This window comes from Kytococcus schroeteri (assembly GCF_002847825.1).
Taxonomy (GTDB): Bacteria; Actinomycetota; Actinomycetes; order Actinomycetales; family Dermatophilaceae; genus Kytococcus; species Kytococcus schroeteri.
Genome location: NZ_PKIZ01000010.1, coordinates 35,381 through 54,310, shown reverse-complemented (window position 1 = coordinate 54,310; position 18,930 = coordinate 35,381). Strand labels below are relative to the sequence as shown.

Sequence of the window (18,930 nt, the reverse complement as noted above, 5' to 3'; positions counted from 1 at the left end):
GGTGTCACCGTCGACGACCTTGACCACCGGGCCCCGGGACGCCCCGGCAGCAGCGGGAGCAGCGGGAGCAGCGGCAGCGGCGGCCACCGGGGTGGAGACCGCCGCGGGCGCCGCGGTGCGGGTGGCCGACGGTGTCGTCGTGGGGTCCGCCGCCGTGGCGGACGCCCGCTCCGTGGCCGCGCTGCTGGGTGCTGCCACGGTGGCCGTGGGCGTCGTCGACCCCTCGCTGGCCGAGGAGGCTGAGGAACCATCCGCGCTGCGCGCGGCATTCGTGCGCGTCGGGGACGCGCTCGACGCCGACGCCGTCGTCTCCACCCCGGAGCCGGCCCCCTGCTCGGCCGCCGCGGCCTTCGAGACGTCCCCGGTCTCGGTGTAGCGACCCTCGCTGCCCAGCGAGCCGACGTCGCAGCCGGACAGCGTCACGGCCAGCAGGAGGCCGGGGAGCAGCAGCGACGTGCGGCGGGCCCACCGCCTCGGACGGGAACCGGTCGTCTGGGCATGGTGGGGGGGCGTCAGCGGGCACGGCGCGTCCTCGGCATCGTCGGTGATGGGTCAAGAACTTGTACCACGGGGGCACCGTCGCGGGCGGGCGCCACGCGCAGGCGACCCATGGCGAGGACGCCGACGGGGGCCGCCCCGGGTGGGCGGCCCCCGTCACTGCACCACCGCATCGGCAGAACAGGGTGGTCGGCCCACGTGGGCCGACCGGCCGATCAGGTGAGGTCCTCCGGGTGACGCAGACGGGTCGGCTTGGCGTACAGCGCCCGGTTGAGGAACCAGGTCAGCGCCCACGCCACCACGGCGATGACGACCAACCACCCGGCGATGACGTACTGCTCGGTGTCACGACCGGTCCACGGACCCACCATGTAGGCACACGCGATGGCGCCCACCCACGGGATCCAGGTGGGGGCCTTGAAGTAGTCGTGGTCGATCTCGTGGTCCCGCTTGCGCAGCACGATGCAGGCGACGTTCACCAGGGCGAACACGGCCAGCAGCAGCAGCGCGGTGGTCCCGCCCAGAGCGGAGACCTTGCCGACGAAGGTGATCAGGCCGACCGCGAGCAGGGTGGTCACGATGATGGCAACCCACGGCGAACGACGGCCGCTGTGAACCAGCGCCAGCGGGCGCGGGAGGACGTCCTGCTTGGCCATGCCGTACAGCAGGCGGGAGGCCATGAGCATGTTGATGACCGCGGTGTTGGCCACGGCGAACATGGCGATGAACGGGTAGAAGGTGTCGATCGGCAGGTTCGGGGCGCCGGCCTGGACCACCTTGAGCAGCGGGGTGTCCCCCTCGCCCAGCTCACCCACCGGCACCAGGGCCACGGCGGTGACCGAGACCAGCACGTAGATCGCCGCGGTGATGACCAGACCGGTGAACATGATGCGCGGGAAGGTCTTGATCGGGTCCTTGGTCTCCTCGGCCATGTTCACCGAGTCCTCGAAGCCGACCATGGCGAAGAAGGCCAACGACGTGCCGGCGGTGACGGCGAGGAACGCGTTCTTGTCGCCGCTGGTCTCGAACATCATCGCGCGGGAGAAGTCGACCGGGGCGTCCGAGCCGCCCATGACAGCCCACAGGCCCACGAAGATCACCAGCAGCAGACCTGACAGCTCGACGCAGGTGAGCACCACGTTGAGCATGACCGACTCGGCCACGCCCCGGAAGTTGATGAGGGCCACCAGCAGCATGAAGGCCACGGCCAGCAGGAGCACCGGCAGGGAGTCCGAGGCCCAGTCCGCACCGAGGCCGGCCGAGAGGTTGGACGCGAAGGCCTTGGCTGCGGTGGAGGCCGAGGTGATGCCCGAGGCCATCACCAGGAAGGTCACCATGAAGGTGAGGAACTGGATGCCGAAGGCCTGGTGGATGAAGTTGGCCGCACCACCGGCGTGCGGGTACTTGGTGATGAGCTCGAGGTAGGCGAAGGCGGTGATGATGGCGATCGCGAAGGCGATGACGAACGGCACCCAGACCGCGCCGCCCACCTCGTGGGCCACCTTGCCGGTGATGGCGTAGATGCCGGTGCCCAGGATGTCACCGATGATGAACAGCAGCAGGAGCTTGGGGCCCAGGACCCGCTTCAGCTCGGGTTCGCCCCCGGAAGGGGCTGCCGAGCCGTCCGGGACCGGGGACGTCTGCGAGGTGGCGGTACTCATGGACCATATGGTGCGGCATCGCGTGTGACTGGCACCACGCCGACACGCATTTCGTTGCCAGAGCGAGACCTCCGGCCACCACCGGCCACTCGACGCGAGGTGGCCGGCCCCTTCAGGCGTCGATGCGCTCGGCGTCCAGCTGCGCGGCGTTGCTCACGATGAACTCCTTGCGCGGGGCCACCTCGTTGCCCATGAGCAGGGTGAAGATGCGCTCGCCGGCCTCCACGTCCGCCATCGTCACGCGGCGCAGGGTGCGGTGGGCCGGGTCCATGGTGGTCTCGGCCAGCTGGTCGGCGTCCATCTCGCCCAGGCCCTTGTAGCGCTGCAGCGGGTCCTTGAGCGTGCGCCCGTTCTTGCGCAGGCGCGCCAGCTCCCTGTGGAGCTGGGCTTCGGAGTAGGTGTACACGTAGTCGTTGGCCCTGCCTCGGTTCACCACCTCGATGCGGTGCAGCGGCGGCACCGCGGCGTAGACCCGCCCGGCGTCGACCAGGGGCCGCATGTAGCGGAAGAACAGGGTGAGCAGCAGGGTGCGGATGTGGGCGCCGTCCACGTCGGCGTCGGTCATGATGATGACCTTGCCGTAGCGGGAGGCCTCGAGGTCGAAGCTGCGGCCCGAGCCGGCCCCGATGCTCTGGATGATGGCCGCGCACTCCTCGTTGTTCAGCATGTCGGCCACCGAGGCCTTCTGCGTGTTGAGGATCTTGCCGCGGATGGGCAGCAGGGCCTGGAAGTCGCTCTGGCGCGCCAGCTTGGCGGTGCCCAGGGCCGAGTCGCCCTCCACGATGAACAGCTCGCTGCCCTCGGTGTCGGTGGACCGGCAGTCCACCAGCTTGGTGGGCAGCGAGGAGGTCTCCAGCGCGTTCTTGCGGCGCTGCGTCTCCTTGTGCATGCGCGCCGAGACGCGGGACCTCATCTCCGCGACGATCTTCTCCAGCACGGCCGCGGACTGTTGCTTCTGCCCGCGGGCGGTGCTCGTGAGCAGCGCCGTGAGTTCGGTCTCCACCACCTTGGACACGATGCTGCGCACTGCCGAGGTGCCCAGCAACTCCTTGGTCTGCCCCTCGAACTGCGGCTCGGCCAGACGCACGGTCACCACCGCGGTGAGGCCCGCCAGCACGTCGTCCTTCTCGATCTTGTCCTTGCCCGGCTTGAGCTTGCGGGAGTTGGCCTCCACCTGCTTGCGCACCACCTTGAGCAGCGCGGCCTCGAAACCGGACACGTGGGTGCCGCCCTTGGGCGTGGCGATGATGTTGACGAACGAGCGCTCCACCGTGTCGTACCCGGTGCCCCAGCGCAGCGCGACGTCCACCTCGCAGTCGCGCTCCACCTCGGTGGGCACCATGTGGCCGGCGTCGTCGAGCACCGGCACGGTCTCGGTGAAGGTGCCGGTGCCCTGCAGGCGCCAGGTGTCGGTCACCGCCTCGTCGGCCGCCAGGTACTCGGCGAACTCGGTGATGCCCCCCTCGTGGAGGAAGGTCTCGGTGTGGGTGCCGTTCTCCCCCGGCGTGCCCGGGATGCGGCGCTTGTCGGTGATGCTGATGCGCAGGCCGGGCACCAGGAAGGAGGTCTGGCGGGCTCGGTCGGTGAGCTGCCGGTAGGAGAACTCCGCGTCGGCCAGGAAGATCTGCGGGTCGGCCCAGTAGCGCACGCGCGTGCCGGTGACGCCGCGCTTGACCGTGCCGACCTTCCGCAGCTCGCTGCCGGTGGTGAACGGTTCGAAGGTGCTGCTCGGCGAGGGGCCCGAGGCGTCGTCGGCGAAGACGCCCGGCTCACCGCGGCGGAAGCTCATGCCCCAGGTGGTGCCGGCGCGATCCACCTGCACGTCCAGGCGGGAACTCAGGGCGTTGACCACGCTGGCACCCACGCCGTGCAGACCACCGGATGCGGTGTACGAGCCGCCGCCGAACTTCCCGCCGGCGTGCAACTTGGTGTAGACGAGCTCCACGCCCGTCAGGCCGGTGCGGGGCTCCACGTCCACCGGCACGCCACGGCCGTCGTCGGCCACCTCCACCGAGCCGTCGGCGTGGAGGGTGACGTCCACGCCGGTGGCGAAGCCGCCGAGGGCCTCGTCCACGGAGTTGTCGATGATCTCCCACAGGCAGTGCATGAGGCCCCGGGAGTCGGTGGAGCCGATGTACATGCCGGGCCGCTTGCGCACCGCCTCGAGGCCCTCGAGCACCTGGAGGTGCCGGGCGTCGTAGCCGGTGCTGCTGGTGGTCGAGGCCTTGGCAGTGCGGGGATTCACGGGGCCAAACCTAGGTGACGCCACCGACAGCCTCGTGAGGCGGTGGGGCGTGTCCGCCTCAGAACAGGGCGGGCAGCACCAGGCTCGCCAGCCAGGTGCCGGCGATGAGCATGCCGGCAAGCAGCTCGATGAGGATGCTGGTGCCCACGGCCTTGAGCGCGTGCAGGGTGGCCTGCCAGGGGGTGAGCCCACCGGACGAGCCGCGCAGGGCCTGGGCGAGGAAGACACCGCCCACGAAGCCCACGAACAGGCCCACGACGGGGATCACGAAGAAGCCCACGATGCCGCCGAGCACGCCGACCAGCAGCGTGGAGGTGCGGATGCCGGCGGCCTTCATGCGGCGGCCGGGCACCAGGTACTGCACCACCGTGGCGGTGCCGGCCAGCACGGTGGCGATGCCGAGCACCCACCACGCGGCGGTGGACTGGACCGCCAGCGCCCACACCAGGGTGGAGGCCCACACCACCACCAGGCCGGGCAGCACGAGCAGCGCGCTGCCGACGAGGCCGACCAGCATGGCGGCGCCGACGAGGACGGCGAGCAGGACGGTCCAGTCCATGGGCGTCAGCCGTGCAGCAGGTGCGTCTCGTCGAGCACCTCGACGTCCGCGCGGTCCTGCAGGGCGGGCAGGTGCTCCTGGCCGTGGTGGGCGCAGAAGTGCAGCGGGGAGCCGGCGAGGGTGACGCGCACGTAGGCGCGGGCGCCGCAGCGGTCGCAGCGGTCGGCGGCGGTCAGGACGGGGGCGACGGCAGTCTCCACGAGTACCTCCTGGGTCATGGCTGCTGTGTCAGCAGGTCGTTCCGGGTCCCCGGGTGCGGGGTCCGTGCCCGTGCCAACAGGGGGCGGGGCCGGGACGTTCCGGGTTTCGCCGTGGGCGCAATCGGCCGGGTGCGTCAGCGGCCGCGCTCGTCGCGCCGGGCGTCCCAGCGGCGCTCGAGCCGCTGCATGAAGGACCCCTGGGTGGCCCGGGCACGGCCGGGAGTGCCGGCACGGCCGCTGACAACGGACCCCCCGGCGCGACCGGGGAGACCGTCCACCCGGGACCCGGTGACCCGTCGGCCGCCGTCCCAGACGCTGCCCGGGCGGTCCCGCCCGAAGGGGTCGCGCCCGAGGAGGCCACGCGGCGCGCCCGGGTCGGGCCGCGCAGGGGCCTGACGGTGCTCCCCCCACGAGGAGCGGGAGGAGTTGCCGGGCATGCGCATCCACAGCGCGGCCGCGATGACGAGCAGCGCAAAACCCCCGACCCCCACCCACGGCAGCCGGGCCCAGGCGGCCAGTGCGTACAGCCCGATGGCCACGGCCACCACGAGCAGGCCCACCACCAGGCGTCCGGCACGGGAACGGCGACCGGTGGGGCGGGCGGAGGGGCCGTCGAGGGGGCGGGCACCGGTCGGCGGGGCGTCCTCGTCCAAGGGCGGGGCCGCCGCGGTGGCGCGACCGGCGAACACGGCGAACAGGTCGGCCTCGTGGGAGTCCCGGCGAGCGGTTCGCTCGACCTCGGGCATGTGGGAGTGGTCGCCGTCCTCCACCAGCAGGGACTGCTCCAGGGCGTCCAGTCGGCTCTGCTCGTCTTCCGACAGGGCCATCGGCCACCTCCAGCTCCGGTCCACGACCTCACGGATCCGTCGACGGCTCCCGACGCACGCCGCGGTCCGTCCAGTCTACGAATGCGCACGGCTCACCGACCGGCCCCGGAGAGCAGGCTGGCCGGCCGCACGATGCCGGCCCCGAACCGGGCACTGGCCCGGTCCACCGCCACGTCGGCCTCGCGCCACCCGACCTCCGGCTCGTCCAGCATCGCCTGCCGGGGGGTGCTCTCGGCGGGGGTGAGCCCGGAGAGCACCACCCGCACCATGCGCACGCGGGCACGCTGCAGGCCCAGGGACCGGAAGGCGACCAGGGCCGCCTCGTGCACCTCCCGGCTCACGTCGGTGGGGCGGCGCAGGGTGGTGGAGCGCTGCACGGTGGTGAAGCCCGCGAAGCGCACCGTCACCTGCACGGTGCGGCCCACCGACCCGGCCGCACGCGCCCGGGCGGCCACCCGGTCGGAGAGCAGCAGCAGCCGGGTCTCCACCTGGCGGGGGTCGTCGACGTCGTGGTCGAAGGTCTGGCCGTTGCCGATGGTCTTCTCGGCCACCACCGGGCGCACCCGGGCCGGGTCACGGCCCCACGCCCGCTCGGCCAGGGCGGCCCCGGCGTGGTGGCCGACGATCCGCTGGAGGGTGGGCACCGGCGTGTGGGCCACCTGCCCCACCGTGGTCAGACCGAACCGGGCCAGTTGCTCGGCGGTGCGCTCCCCCACGCCCCACAGCACGCCCACGTCCAGCGGGTGGAGGAAGGGCACGACCTCGGCCGGGGTGACCTCGCGGACACCGTCCGGCTTGGCCTGGCCGGAGGCCACCTTGGCCACGAAGGGGTTGGGGCCGATGCCGACCGAGCAGGTGATCTGCTGCTCGGCGAGCACGGTGCGGCGGATCCACTCGGCCACCTGCTGGGGCGTCCCCCACCGACGGGCGGTGCCACCGAGGTCGAGGAAGGCCTCGTCCACCGAGGTGGGCTGCACCGTGTGGGTGACCTGGCGGAAGACCTCCATGACCGCCTCCGAGACCGCCGCGTACCGCTCGTGGTCGGGGCGCACCACGGTGGCCTGCGGGCACAGCCGCCGGGCCCGGGCCATGGGCATGGCCGAGCGGACCCCGAAGGCCCGCGCCTCGTAGGTGGCCGAGAGCACCACCGACCGGTGGCCGCCACCCACCACCACGGGGTGGCCCCGCAGCTCGGGGCGGTCCACCAGGGCCACCGAGGCGTAGAAGGCGTCCATGTCCACGTGCAGCACCGCGCTCACCATCCCGAGCTCCCCGGGGAGCTGTGCCAGAGCTTGCGCGAGGGCATCCCGCCCGTCCCCGGCGCACCGGCGCGACCGGTCCGACCCGCCCCGGGCGCTCCTGCGGCCAGGCCCCCGACCGCGGGCCCGGCGGCGCCGACGTCGGCATAGGGCGACTGCCGGTAGCCCGAGGCGTGCACGAGCACCCGCCGCCCCAACGGTCCCTGGGCGGCCGCGGCCTCCTGCCCGGCCCGTGCCCGCTCGTGCTGCACGCGGTCCTGCTCCTCCCACGCGGCGAAGAGCCCGTCGACCCCGCCGGAACGGTGTGCCCCGGTCAGCTCCGAGAGCTCCCACGCCCCGGTGGCCCGCAGCGAGACGCCACGGGGGCCGGTGCGGCGCACCACGCCCCGCACCAGCAGGAACCACGACTGGAAGAGCACCTGCGCGTAGGGGCCCTGCACGTCCTCGAAGAAGGTGGCGTCGCTGGCCCCGGTGGGGTCGTTGAGGGTCACGAAGACCACCCGGCGGCCCGACCGGACCGGCGGGGTCTGCGTGGCCACGCGTACCCCGGCCACCAGCACCTCGGTGCCCGACCGCAGCCCCAGCAGGTCCCGGGCCGGCCGCGCACCGAGTGCCCGCAGGGTGGGCAGGTGCGGCTCCAGCACGTGGGCGGTGACGTCCATGCCCAGCACCTCCAACTCGTGGGCCACCTGCTCCTCCCGGGCCATCGGGGGAAGCCCGGCGTCCCCCACACCGCGGGGTGCGGGCAGGTCGAGCATCGGCTGGGTGCCGCGCTCGGCCGCGCGGCGGTCCTGCTCGGCCCGGTCCAGTGCCAGGCGGGCCCGACGCCCCCGCGAGCGCGGCTCCCGCCACCGCTCCAGGTCCACCAGCTCCACCAGCAGGTCACGCCGCCGCTCGGGGGACGCGAAGGCGTCGAACGCCCCGGCCAGCACCATCCGCTCCACCAGCGGGCGGTCCACCCGGGCCCGGTGCCAGAAGTCGGCCAGCGAGGCGTACGGCTGCCCGGCCACGATCCGCCGCGCGTCGTCCTGCCCCAGGCCCTTCACCTCCGACAGGGCCACCCGCAGCCCCCACCGGCGGGCCCGGCGGCGCACCCGCTCCAGGGCCCGGTCGGGGTCCACCTCGGTGAGGGGGACGGACAGGTCGTCGTCGGGCTCCTCCTGCCCCACCGGCTCCACCCGGTAGCCCTCCCCGGAGGCGTTCACGTCGAGCCCCAGCACCGTCACGCCCAGCTCGCGGGCGTCGTCGAGGATGAGCCGCTTGGGGTACATGCCCGGGTCGTGGGTGAGCACCCCGGCCATGAAGTGCGCCGGGTAGTGGGTCTTCAGCCAGGCCGACTGGTAGGTGGGCAGCGCGAACGCCGCCGCGTGCGCCTTGCAGAAGCCGAACGAGGCGAAGGCCGCCAGCACCTCCCAGATGCGGTCGGCCACCTCCCCGGTGAACCCTCGGGCCGCGGCCGCCGGGCGCCACCAGCGCTCCACCGCCTCACGCCCCTCGGCGGTGCCCATCGCGCGGCGGGCCTCGTCGGAGTGCGCCAGGTCCACCCCGGTGGTGGCGGTGATGACCTGCAGCACCTGCTCGTGGAAGACCACCACCCCCTCGGTGCTGCGCAGGTGCTCCTGGAGCGCCGGGTGCATGAGCAACGGCTCGGCCCACCCCTGCCGGGCGGCCAGGAAGGGCGTGATCATGTCCGACTTCACCGGACCCGGCCGGAACAGCGAGATGTCGATGATGACGTCCTCGAAGGTCCGCGGCCCGAACTTGCCCACCAGCTCCCGCTGCCCCGGCGACTCGATCTGGAAGCACCCCAGGGTGCGGGTGGAGCCGATGAGTCCGAAGGTCTCGGCGTCGTCGTGCGGCACCTGGGCCTCGTCGTCGAGGTCGATCCGCACCCCGTCGGTGGCCTCCACGAGGTCCAGGGCGTGGGCCATGGCCGACTGCATGCGGATGCCCAGCACGTCGAGCTTGAGCAGCCCCATGTCCTCCACGTCGTCCTTGTCGAACTGGCTCATGGGGAAGCCCAGCCAGCTGGCCTCCACCGGGGTGCGGTCGCGCAGGCCCAGGTTGGAGAGCACCACGCCGCAGGGGTGCAGGGCGATGTGGCGCGGCAACCCGTCGAGCCGCTCCACGAGGTCGAGCATCCGCTGCAGGCGCGGAGCGTCCAGCCCGGCGGCCCGCAGCTCGGGCAGGTCCCGCACCGCCGCCCGCGCGTCCCGGGCCCGCACGTGCGGGAAGGCCTTGGCGATGGCGTCCACCTCCACCGGGGGCATGCCCAGCACGGCCCCCACGTCGCGCACGGCGTGGCGCACCCGGTAGGTCTCCATCATCGAGACGCAGGTGACCCGGCCGTCGCCGAAACGCTCCAGGACCCGCTCATAGATCTCGGTGCGCCGGTCGGACTCCACGTCGATGTCGATGTCCGGCAGCTCGGCCCGCAGCGGCGAGCAGAAGCGCTCCATGAGCAGGTCGTGCCGCAGCGGGTCCACCCCGCTGATGCCCAGCAGCCGGTTCACCAGCGACCCGGCACCCGACCCGCGGGCGGCCACCCGTCCCCCGGCCTCGCGGATGAGGTCGCACACCTGCGCCACGGTGAGGAAGTAGGTGGCGTACCCCAGCGCCCCGATGGTGGACAGCTCGTCCTCCAGCCGGTCGGCCGCCCGCCGCCGGGCCGCCCCCGGGTACAGCTCCTCCAGGGCCGTCCGGCAGCGTTGCACCAGTCCCGCCATGGCGTCCTGCGCGTCGGCGAAGCCCAGCACCTCCGGCTCGGGCAGGTGCACCGACCCGATGCCCAGGTCGTCGCGGGCCGAGAGCCCGCACTCGACGGCCACCTCGCAGGTGGTGGCCAGCAGCCGGTCGGCCGCCCGCTCCAGCGGCCCGGGCCACGCCGCCCGCTCGGCGAGCCACCGGGCCACCCGCACCATCGTCGGGGTGGAAGCCAGGTGGGCCGCCGAGGTGCGCTGCTCCAGGTGCCGGGGGTCGAGCAGCACGTGGCGCCGTGCGGCGTCGAGCACGTCGGCCACCACCACGTCACCGGGGTCGGCGTGCCGCACCGCGGCGGTGAGCACGGCCCGCACCCCCACCTCGGAGGCCAGGTGCCACAGGCCCACGGCCTGGTCGGTGCACCCGGGCTCCCCGGCCGGGGCACCGGAGCAGACCAGCTCCACCACCACCACGCGCCGCGCGGTGACGTGGTCGCCCACCCGGTGGGCCACCGCGTCCACCCAGCCCTCCAGCAGGCGTCGCGCCTCGGCCCGGCGGCGGGCCAGCACGGCCCGCCCCACGTCGGAGTCCGGCCCCAGCAGCACCCGCACCGCCGGGGCGGCACCGGCCACCAGACCGGTGGTGGTGCGCGGCTCCCCACGATCCCCCGCAGCGTGCGTGGCCGAGACGAGCCGGCACAACGCCGCCCAGCCCACACCGTGGCCTCCCCCGCCCTGCCCCCCGCAGGCCAGCACCCGCACCCGGTGGTGGCTCTCGTCCACCCACGCCCCGCCGCGCACCGGGGAGCGACGGGTGGGCGTGGCGGCCCCCGGCCCCTCGCCCTCGGCGTGGGCCAGGGCCAGGTCCACCCCGAGCACCGGCACCACACCCGCCTCGGTGCAGTCCCGGGCGAAGCGCACGGCGCCGTAGAGCCCGTCCCGGTCGGTGAGGGCCAGGTGGCCCTGGCCCCACGCCGCGGCCCGGTCCACGAGTTCCTGCGGGGTGGAGGTGCCGTACTGCAACGAGAAGCTCGAGGCCACGTGCAGGTGGGCGAAAGCGGCGAACATCAGCGGTCCCCGGTCGGCCAGCCGGCCACCAGCAGGGCCGTGGCGGCAGGCAGAACCGGCAGGCCCAGCAGTCCACGCACGCGCTGCTCGAAGTCGTCCACCTGCCGCACCAGGTCGTCGGCCTCGCGCTGCGAGCAGGCCTGCCCGCGGGCCAGGGCCGCCCGGCGGCGCGCGGACCCGTCGAAGAAGACCGCCCACTCGTGCAGCTCCGGCGCGGCCGTGGCCAGCAGGTCCCACACGCTGCGGGGCCGCGAGGCCCGGCCGGGCACGGTGCGTGCCGCCACCACGGCGGCCGCCGCCCGCAACGCCCCCAGGTGGGCCGCCTCGTAGCGCTCGGCGGGCACCGGGGAGGCGCACGCCTCGGCCAGGCTCGCCCGGGACCGCTCCATGAGGTCCAGCACCGTACCCGCGGGGGCACCGCCGCCCACCGGCACGACCGAGCTCGTCATCGTCGTCATCGTCGTTCCTCCTGCCGTCCTGTCGTCCGTCGTCGTCCCGCCGCAGTCGCCTCAGTCCACGACCCGGTCCAGCTGCCACGCCGCGGCCACACCGGCCGGCGGGGCCACCAGGTCGAAGACCCCGGCCGGACTGTGCCGCCCGGCGCGCGCCTCCACCCGCCACACCTCCTGGTCGCTACCGGCCTCCAGGGCCAGCCCCTCGGCCTCGGTCACGTAGCGCCACCACGGGTGCCGCTGCCGCCACCGGTCCAGCACCTCGCACACCACGTACAGGCGCCCCCGCCACACGAAGGCGTCCGGCTGCCCAGCCGCCTCGCAGGCACCCCGCAGGGTCCGCACCTCCACCGTCTCCGCACACCGCCGCATGCCGCTCTCCTCCCGTCGGGTCGTCATCTCACCGACCCGGACCAACCGTACTGGCGTACGACTTTCCGGATCAAGACCCATTCATCCATACGACACCGACAACCTCCCCCGACCCGCCCCAGGACGCGGCGGACGCCGCTGCGCCTCCCCCTCACCACCCACCCGGGACACCCCACCCGCGCCCACCACCGCGCACCCGCACACCTACGATGACGCCGTGAGCCCCAACCCCCTCGACGACGCCTTCCAGGCCGCGATCACCGCGAGCATCACCGAGCAGGTCGCCGACCACCGGGCCCAGCTCGCTCCCATCGACCCCGCGGCCGACGAGCTGGCCGACGCCATCGGGCTCCTCATGGCCCGCGGCAAGCGCCTGCGCGCCGGGTTCCTGCACTGGGGCCACCTCGCGGCCGGCGGCGAGGCCTCCCCCGCCACCCTGCGCGCCGCCACCGCCATGGAGTTCTTCCAGGCCGCCGCCCTGCTCCACGACGACGTCATGGACGACAGCGACACCCGCCGCGGCGCCCCCACCGCCCACCGCGCCTGGGCCGCCCGCCACCGCGAGCAGGGCTGGGACGGCTCACCGGAGGACCACGGCCTGGCCGGGGCCATCCTCGCCGGCGACCTCTGCCTGGTGTGGGCCGACGCCGCCTTCGCCGGCTGCGGCTGGTCCCCCGAGCAGATGCGCCGCGCCGTGCCCACCTGGAACCTCATGCGCACCCAGCTCATGGGCGGGCAGTTCCTCGACATCCTCAACGCCGCCCGCCCGTGGGACGACGAGGACGCCCCCGCGCGCACCGAGCGGGTGCGCCGGGTCATGACCTACAAGAGCGCCAAGTACTCCATCGAACACCCGCTGCTCATCGGCGCCGACGCCGCCGGGGTGGACCCCACCACCCGTGGGCACCTGAGCACCTACGGCCTCCACCTCGGCCTGGCCTTCCAGCTGCGCGACGACGTGCTCGGCGTGTTCGGCGACAGCGCCCTCACCGGCAAGCCCACCGGCGACGACCTGCGCGAGGGCAAGCGCACCGCCCTCGTGGTGGGCGTCCTCGACGCCGCCTCCCCTGCCGACGCCGCGCGCTTCGAGGCCCTGCTGGGCACTCCCGACCTGTCCCCGGACGACACCGAGTGGATGGCCGGGCTCATCACCTCCACCGGCGCCCTGGCGGCCGTGGAGGCCCAGGTCGATGCCGACCGCGACGCCGCCCTGCACGCGCTGGCGGCCGCCCGGGACTCCATCGACCCGGCGGCCGCCACCGCCCTCGAGCAGCTCGCGTACGTCACCACCGCGCGCAGCGCCTGAGGATCACCAGGCGGTCTCGGACGCCCTCCGGCGGATCTCCGTCTTGTGCCCGGCGTGCAGGTCCTCGATCGCCGAGCCCTCGCGCAGCGTCTCGTCCGGCTCGAACAGCCAGCGGATGACGTCCTCGTCGGACATCCCCCCGTCGGACAGCACCGTGATGGTGCCCGGCAGCGCCTTGAGCACGCCGCCACCGTCGAGGAAGCGCGCGGGCACCTGCAGGGTGTCGTTCTCCCCGCGACGCACCGCCAGCAGCTCGCGGTCCTTGACGAGCTGACGCACCTGGCTGACGCCCAGCCCCGTCCGCTCCACGACGTCCGGGATGGTCAGCCACTCGATGGTGTCGAACAGGTCCTGGGCCATCTCAGTCGCCTCCGAGGGTCGGGTCGTCGGTGATCATCTGCGCCACCCGCAGGGACAGCTCCAGGCTCTGGTTGCGGTTGAGGCGCGGGTCGCAGGGGCTCTCGTAGCGCTGCCCCAGGTCGTCCTCGAGCACCGGCACCACACCACCGATGCACTCGGTGACGTCGCTGCCGGAGAGCTCCACGTGGAGACCGCCGGGCACGGTGCCGGCCGCGCCGTGCACCTCGAAGAAGCCCTGCACCTCGCCGACGATGTCGTCGAAGCGGCGCGTCTTGTGCCCCGAGGCGCTGGTGAACGTGTTGCCGTGCATCGGGTCGGTGAGCCACAGCGGCTGGGCGCCCATGGCCTTCACGGCCTCGACGACCTCCGGCAGGACCTCGCGGATCCGGCCGGCCCCCATACGGGTGATGAAGGTCAGGCGACCGGGGGTCCGCTCCGGGTCGAGGCGGTCCACCAGGCGGCGCACGTCCTCGGCCGTGGTGGTGGGGCCGAGCTTGACGCCGACGGGGTTGCGCACCCGGGCCAGGAAGTCGATGTGCGCGCCCTCGGGGTCGCGGGTGCGCTCGCCGCACCACAAGAAGTGGCCGGAGGTCGCGTACGGGGTGCCGGTCCGCGAGTCGATGCGGGTGAGCGCCTTCTCGTAGTCCAGCACGAGCGCCTCGTGGCTGGCGAAGTACTCGGTGGAGCGGAAGGCCAGCAGGTCGGCTCCGGCGGCGCGAGTGAAGCGCAGCGCCTGCTCGATGCCGCGGCTCACCTCGGTGTACTCGCGCGTGGCCTCGGTGGTGGCCTCGGTGCCCCAGGTGCTGAGGTTCGACAGGTCCGCGTAGCCGCCGGTGGTCCAGGCGCGCACGAGGTTGAGCGTGGCCGCGCTCGCGTTGTAGGCGGCGAGCATGCGCTGCGGGTCGTGGCGGCGGGTCTCGGCGTCGAAGGCGAAGCCGTTGACCATGTCGCCGCGGTAGACGGGCAGCTCGACGCCGTCGCGGGTCTCGGTGTCGCTGGAGCGTGGCTTGCCGAACTGGCCGGCGATACGGCCGAGCTTCACCACGGGAACGCCCGCCTGGAAGGTCATCACGGCCGCCATCTGCAGCAGCACGCCCACCCGGTCGCGGATGAGGTTGGCGGTCACCTGGTCGAAGGTCTCGGCGCACTCGCCGGCCTGCAGCACGAAGCGCTCGCCGCGCGCGGCCGCACCGAGGTGCTCCAGGAGGGTGTCGCACTCCTCGGCGAACACCAACGGGGGCAGACGCCGCAGCGATGCGGTGACCTGCTCGGCCTCGGCCGGGTCGTCCCAGGTGGGCTGCTGCTTGGCCACCAGGTCGGGCCACTCCAGGGCCGGCTCACCGATGCCCACGGCGTTGAGGGGACGGGATGCGGGGACGAAGGGGGTGGTCATGCTCCGTGAGCTGCCTTCCTGCTCTTGACGACGCTGGAGTACTCGTCGACGTACTCCTGACCGGTGATGGACTGGATGCGCCGCATGATCTCGTCGGTGGCGGCGCGCAGGTCGTCGCGGCTGGGCCGCTGCACCGCGCGTGCCTGCTCCTCCGGGGTGGCGTCGGCGTGACGGGACTGCACGAACGCGGTGACGTCGAACGGCTCACCGAAGGTGGCAGTGAACGGGCGGACCTTCGGCACCGCGGCCTCGATGGGCTGGATCTCGGTGGTACCCACCAGGCCGACGGGGACCACCGGCGAACCGGTGGACAGCGCCAGGCGCACCACGCCGGTGCGGCCTCGGTAGAGACGCCCGTCGGGAGAACGCGTCCCCTCGGGGTAGATGCCCAGCAGGTTGCCGTCCTTGAGCACCTGCTCGGCCTCACCCAGAGCCGCGAGGCTGGCCCGGCCACCCGACCGGTCGGTGGGGATCTGCCCGACGCCCCGGAAGAAGGCGGCCATCGCACGCCCCTTGAGGCCGGGCTGCGTGAAGTACTCGGACTTGGCCGGGTAGCGCAGCTGGCGGGGGACCACCAGCGGCAGGGCGATGGAGTCGAAGAAGCTGCTGTGGTTGGCCGCGAGGATCGCCGGGCCGTTGGTCGGCACGTGGTGCAGACCGTGGACGGTGGGGCGGTACAGCGTCTTCAGCGCCGGCCCCAGGGCCACGTTCTTCAACGTCCAGTAGAGCACCTGATCTCCTGCGTCTCGACTCGATCGGTGGGCGGTCGCGACCGACCCACCGGGCGGCGTGGGGGCCGCTGCGCACGGGGCATCATTTCACGGGCCACCGCGCCCGAGCGTGTCAGGATGGCCACCATGCAGCCCTCCCCCAGCGCCCTCGTCTCGGTGCGTTCACCGCTGCCCGGCGGTGGGGCGCGCACCCTGCCCGGACCGGTGGGCGCGCCGCAGGCCGTGCTCCTCCACGGTTTCACCGGGTGCCCGCAGTCGCTCGGCCGGTGGCCGGACGCCCTGGCGGATGCCGGTGTGGCCGTGGACGTTCCGCGCCTCCCCGGGCACGGCCGCACGTGGCAGGCGGCCAACCGCACGGGGTGGGAGGACTGGTACCGCGTGGCCGAGCGCTCGCTGCTGCGCGCCAGCCGCAGCCGCCCCGCCGTGGTCGGCGGCCTGTCGATGGGGGGCGCGCTCGCCCTGGCCCTGGCCATCGCCCACCCGGCCCGGGTGGCCGGTGTGATGTTGGTCAACCCCGCGGTGGCGGCGGTCAACCCCTTCGTCCCGCTCACGCCGCTCGTGCGCCGGGTCCGCCCGGGCATGCCCGGCATCGCCGGCGACGTCGCGGACCCGGACTCCCCCGGTGAGTTGGCCTACGACACCGTGCCCATGCACGCCCTGGACTCCCAGCGGGCCCTGTGGCGGGGTGTGCGGCGCCGCGCGGCGGAGGTCACCTGCCCGGTGCTGCTGATGCGCTCCCGGGTGGACCACGTGGTGCCGGCCCGAAGCAGCGCCACGATCCTGCGCCGGATCTCCTCCCGCGACGTCACCGAGGTCGTGCTCGAGAACAGCTTCCACGTCGCGACGGTGGACCTCGACGCCGAGCGGGTCCACCAGGAGTCGGTGGACTTCGTCCGCCGCATCAGCGGCTGAGCCTCAACGTCCCCGGGCCCGGTCGCTCATGATGGTCGCGGCCCCGATGACCCCGGCGTCGTTGCCCAGGGAGGCCAGCAGCACGTCAGGCCACGGCCGGTGCCCCCGCCCGGTGAGCTGACGCCGGAAGGCGCGCTGCGCCGGCTGGACCAGCAGGTCGCCCGCAGCGCTCACCCCACCGCCGATGACGATGGCCCCGGGGTCGAGCACGGCCGCGAGGCTGGCCGCGCCCTCCCCGAGCCACACCCCCAGCTCGTGGAGCAGCTCCTCGGCTGCCGGGTCCCCCTCCTCGGCCAGGCGGGTCACGTCGGTGCCCTCGAGCCGCTCGGGGTCCCCTCCGCACGCCTCGACGAGGCGGCCGGCCATCGGCGTCCCGCTGCGCACCAGCTCGCGGGCCTCGCGCACCAGGGCGCTGCCGGAGGCGTACTGCTCCCAGCACCCCCGGTTGCCGCACCCGCAGCGCAGGCCGTCGCGCACCACACGCAGGTGACCGATCTCCGCGGCGATGCCGGACGAGCCGCGCAGCAGGTGCCCGTCGTCCACCACCCCACCGCCGATGCCGGTGCCCACCGTGATGAGCGTCATGGTGCGGTGCTCGCGGCCGGCACCGTGACGGAACTCGCCCCAGGCCGCGGCGTTGGCGTCGTTCTCCAGACGCACGGGCAGGTCGGTGCGCTCGGCGAGGCGGGCGCGCAACGGCTCGTCACGCCAGGCGAGGTTCGGGGAGAACAGGATGGTCTCGCCCTCGCGGTCCACGAACCCGGCGCAGGCGATCCCGGCACCGACCACCTCCTGGTCGCCGGCGGCACCTTGGAGCTGGTCGAGCACGTCGACCACGGCCTCGGCGATGGCGTCGACGTCCTCCGCGGGCGTCTCCACCCGCGCACGCTCGAGCACCACCCCCTCCCGGACGAGCGCGCCGGCGATCTTCGTTCCGCCGATGTCGACTCCGATGGCCAGGCTCATGGGGGTCTCCTCGAGGTGGGTCAGGTCGTGGTGGACGGGTGGCCGGTCCGCGGACGACCCGGCGCGTCAGGCGGGCTCGACAGGTGGATCAGCCCACGGCAGGCCAGTCTGCATCACGCACCCCTGCGACGAGCACCTCCCGCACCACCTGCCCCGGCACGCCCTGCCTGGTCAGGAAGTCGCGCAGGGAGCCCGGACCGGGCAGCTGGGAGGACCCCCAGGCGGCGTCGACACGGCGCACCAGGCGCCGGTCGTGGCGCGCCAGCAATTCCACCGACCGCCGCGCCGCGGCATACCGGGCCGCTCGCGCACCAGATCCCTGACCCTCGACACGAGGTTCACTGGGGCGCACCTCGACGTCCACTGCACGGTCACCAACCTGGGAACCCCCGATCGCACCGTGGGCGACCCACTCCGCCACACCCTCTCGCCACCACAGCGGCTCGGCGCGGGACACCACCTGGTCGAAGCGCGCGTGCACGAGCTCGTGCCGCAGCACCAGACCCCGGTCCGCCGAGCCCAGGGCGGTGACGTGCGGGTGCAGCACCACCTCCACCACCCCCTCGCCCTCGGCGGACGCGGACGCGACGCCCCCGCCGCCCGACCGGCCCCGACGGTCCACAGGCGCCAGGCTGGCCCGCCCCGGCACCACGCGGAGACCCCGGGTGATGCCCGGCACCTCGTCCGAGCCCCCGGCGGCCGCGAACTCCCGCCGCCCTGCAGCCAGGCGTACCACCACCGGACGGTCTCCCGGACGCGAGCGCCACACCTCACGGACCGCGTCGTCCGCACGGTGCACCTCCTGGCCCCAGGGCGTGCCCGTGGCGTCCAGCGCAGGCACCTCACCCGATCCACCGTCGCGCACGGCCCCCTCACCCTGTCCCGCCCCGCGGCACCCCGCGACGACCAGGGGAGCCGCCGCGGCCACACCGAGGGCCAGCACACCCCGCCGGGTCGGTCCGTCGTGTCGCATGGGCACAGTCTGGCCCCCGGCCCTAGCCCCGGGAGCCTGCCCCGACGAGCCCGGTCAGGGGCAGGACCTCCGCCCGGGCGCCCAGCGCCGTGCCGAGACCCACGAGTCCGGACCGCACGAGGGCTGCGACCGCCTCCTGCTCACGGGCATCCAGAGCCGCCCCCGCAGTCCCCGGACCCCCGGTTCCCGCACCACACCCGACGCACGGCGCGGCCGTCGACAGCGCCGCACCCACACACTCCGCCTGTCGGACCCCAGCGGTCCGGTCCACCTCGTCCATGGTCACCTCCTGCGAGCCCCAAGGGCCCGTTCGCATCCGACGCCCGGGCGGAACCGCCCTGACACCGACGAGACTAGAACAGGTGACCGACAACATCCGTCCACCTGTCCGCAACCTGTGGACGAGAGGCGCCGGTGGCGCGCCGGACACCGCACGAAGGCACCCCCGC

The 18,930-nt window shown here is 73.9% G+C and carries 17 protein-coding genes; 3 read left to right on the top strand and 14 right to left on the bottom strand.

Features of this window, described 5'->3' with window-relative positions:
- The first annotated feature begins 19 nt into the window (after window positions 1-19).
- Complete coding sequence (locus CYJ76_RS06440; RefSeq protein ID WP_144043046.1) at window positions 20-376, top strand: hypothetical protein; 357 nt, start codon at window positions 20-22, stop codon at window positions 374-376.
- 337 nt (window positions 377-713) lie between these two features.
- On the opposite strand, the gene CYJ76_RS06435 is transcribed toward CYJ76_RS06440, so the two are convergent.
- The 9 genes from CYJ76_RS06435 to CYJ76_RS06395 all read right to left on the bottom strand — a co-directional run bounded on the left by CYJ76_RS06435 (window position 714) and on the right by CYJ76_RS06395 (window position 11,840).
- Window positions 714-2,159, bottom strand: coding sequence for an APC family permease (locus CYJ76_RS06435; RefSeq protein WP_083323352.1), 1,446 nt, complete (start codon window positions 2,157-2,159; stop codon window positions 714-716).
- Between the two features lie 112 nt (window positions 2,160-2,271).
- On the bottom strand, window positions 2,272-4,404 hold the full coding sequence (locus tag CYJ76_RS06430; protein WP_101849585.1) for a DNA gyrase/topoisomerase IV subunit B: 2,133 nt from the start codon (window positions 4,402-4,404) through the stop codon (window positions 2,272-2,274).
- Between the two features lie 58 nt (window positions 4,405-4,462).
- Window positions 4,463-4,963, bottom strand: coding sequence for a DUF456 domain-containing protein (locus tag CYJ76_RS06425; protein WP_070703247.1), 501 nt, complete (start codon window positions 4,961-4,963; stop codon window positions 4,463-4,465).
- A 5-nt stretch (window positions 4,964-4,968) separates the two neighbouring features.
- Window positions 4,969-5,163, bottom strand: coding sequence for a DUF7455 domain-containing protein (locus tag CYJ76_RS06420; protein WP_083323351.1), 195 nt, complete (start codon window positions 5,161-5,163; stop codon window positions 4,969-4,971).
- 134 nt (window positions 5,164-5,297) lie between these two features.
- Window positions 5,298-5,990 carry a hypothetical protein gene (locus CYJ76_RS06415; protein ID WP_070703245.1) on the bottom strand — a complete coding sequence of 231 codons (693 nt, stop codon included), beginning with the start codon at window positions 5,988-5,990 and terminating at the stop codon, window positions 5,298-5,300.
- A 92-nt stretch (window positions 5,991-6,082) separates the two neighbouring features.
- Entirely contained in the window at window positions 6,083-7,252 is a 1,170-nt protein-coding gene (dinB, locus tag CYJ76_RS06410) for a DNA polymerase IV (RefSeq protein WP_101849584.1), read from the bottom strand.
- Window positions 7,246-11,016 carry a DNA polymerase III subunit alpha gene (locus CYJ76_RS06405; RefSeq protein ID WP_180802232.1) on the bottom strand — a complete coding sequence of 1,257 codons (3,771 nt, stop codon included), beginning with the start codon at window positions 11,014-11,016 and terminating at the stop codon, window positions 7,246-7,248. The genes dinB and CYJ76_RS06405 overlap by 7 nt, the downstream gene beginning before the upstream one ends.
- Window positions 11,016-11,474, bottom strand: a complete 459-nt coding sequence (locus CYJ76_RS06400) for an SAV_6107 family HEPN domain-containing protein (RefSeq protein WP_101849583.1) — start codon at window positions 11,472-11,474, stop codon at window positions 11,016-11,018. Before CYJ76_RS06400 ends, CYJ76_RS06405 begins: the two co-directional genes overlap by 1 nt.
- A gap of 51 nt (window positions 11,475-11,525) precedes the next feature.
- Window positions 11,526-11,840: a DUF6504 family protein gene (locus CYJ76_RS06395; RefSeq protein WP_070705672.1), complete on the bottom strand. Its 315-nt coding sequence runs from the start codon at window positions 11,838-11,840 to the stop codon at window positions 11,526-11,528.
- Between the two features lie 217 nt (window positions 11,841-12,057).
- On the opposite strand from CYJ76_RS06395, the gene CYJ76_RS06390 reads away from it, so the two are divergent.
- On the top strand, window positions 12,058-13,146 hold the full coding sequence (locus CYJ76_RS06390; RefSeq protein ID WP_070705671.1) for a polyprenyl synthetase family protein: 1,089 nt from the start codon (window positions 12,058-12,060) through the stop codon (window positions 13,144-13,146).
- 3 nt (window positions 13,147-13,149) lie between these two features.
- Here CYJ76_RS06390 and CYJ76_RS06385 read toward each other — a convergent pair whose 3' ends face one another.
- From CYJ76_RS06385 to CYJ76_RS06375, 3 genes are read right to left on the bottom strand one after another with little or no spacing between them, the layout of a single operon-like run.
- A complete protein-coding gene (locus CYJ76_RS06385) occupies window positions 13,150-13,506 on the bottom strand; it encodes an Rv2175c family DNA-binding protein (protein WP_070705670.1) in 357 nt (118 codons plus the stop codon).
- Window position 13,507: 1 nt separating this feature from the next.
- Window positions 13,508-14,899 carry a class II 3-deoxy-7-phosphoheptulonate synthase gene (locus CYJ76_RS06380; RefSeq protein ID WP_101849582.1) on the bottom strand — a complete coding sequence of 464 codons (1,392 nt, stop codon included), beginning with the start codon at window positions 14,897-14,899 and terminating at the stop codon, window positions 13,508-13,510.
- The gene (locus tag CYJ76_RS06375; RefSeq protein ID WP_070705669.1) at window positions 14,896-15,630 is read right to left on the bottom strand and encodes a lysophospholipid acyltransferase family protein; all 735 of its coding nucleotides are present in this window, start codon (window positions 15,628-15,630) and stop codon (window positions 14,896-14,898) included. The genes CYJ76_RS06380 and CYJ76_RS06375 overlap by 4 nt, the downstream gene beginning before the upstream one ends.
- Window positions 15,631-15,756: 126 nt before the next feature.
- On the opposite strand from CYJ76_RS06375, the gene CYJ76_RS06370 reads away from it, so the two are divergent.
- On the top strand, window positions 15,757-16,542 hold the full coding sequence (locus CYJ76_RS06370) for an alpha/beta hydrolase (RefSeq protein WP_083323668.1): 786 nt from the start codon (window positions 15,757-15,759) through the stop codon (window positions 16,540-16,542).
- Window positions 16,543-16,545: 3 nt separating this feature from the next.
- On the opposite strand, the gene CYJ76_RS06365 is transcribed toward CYJ76_RS06370, so the two are convergent.
- Window positions 16,546-17,508, bottom strand: coding sequence for an ROK family glucokinase (locus tag CYJ76_RS06365; RefSeq protein ID WP_070705668.1), 963 nt, complete (start codon window positions 17,506-17,508; stop codon window positions 16,546-16,548).
- An 88-nt stretch (window positions 17,509-17,596) separates the two neighbouring features.
- Complete coding sequence (locus CYJ76_RS06360; RefSeq protein WP_141494572.1) at window positions 17,597-18,481, bottom strand: hypothetical protein; 885 nt, start codon at window positions 18,479-18,481, stop codon at window positions 17,597-17,599.
- Between the last annotated feature and the right edge of the window lie 449 nt (window positions 18,482-18,930).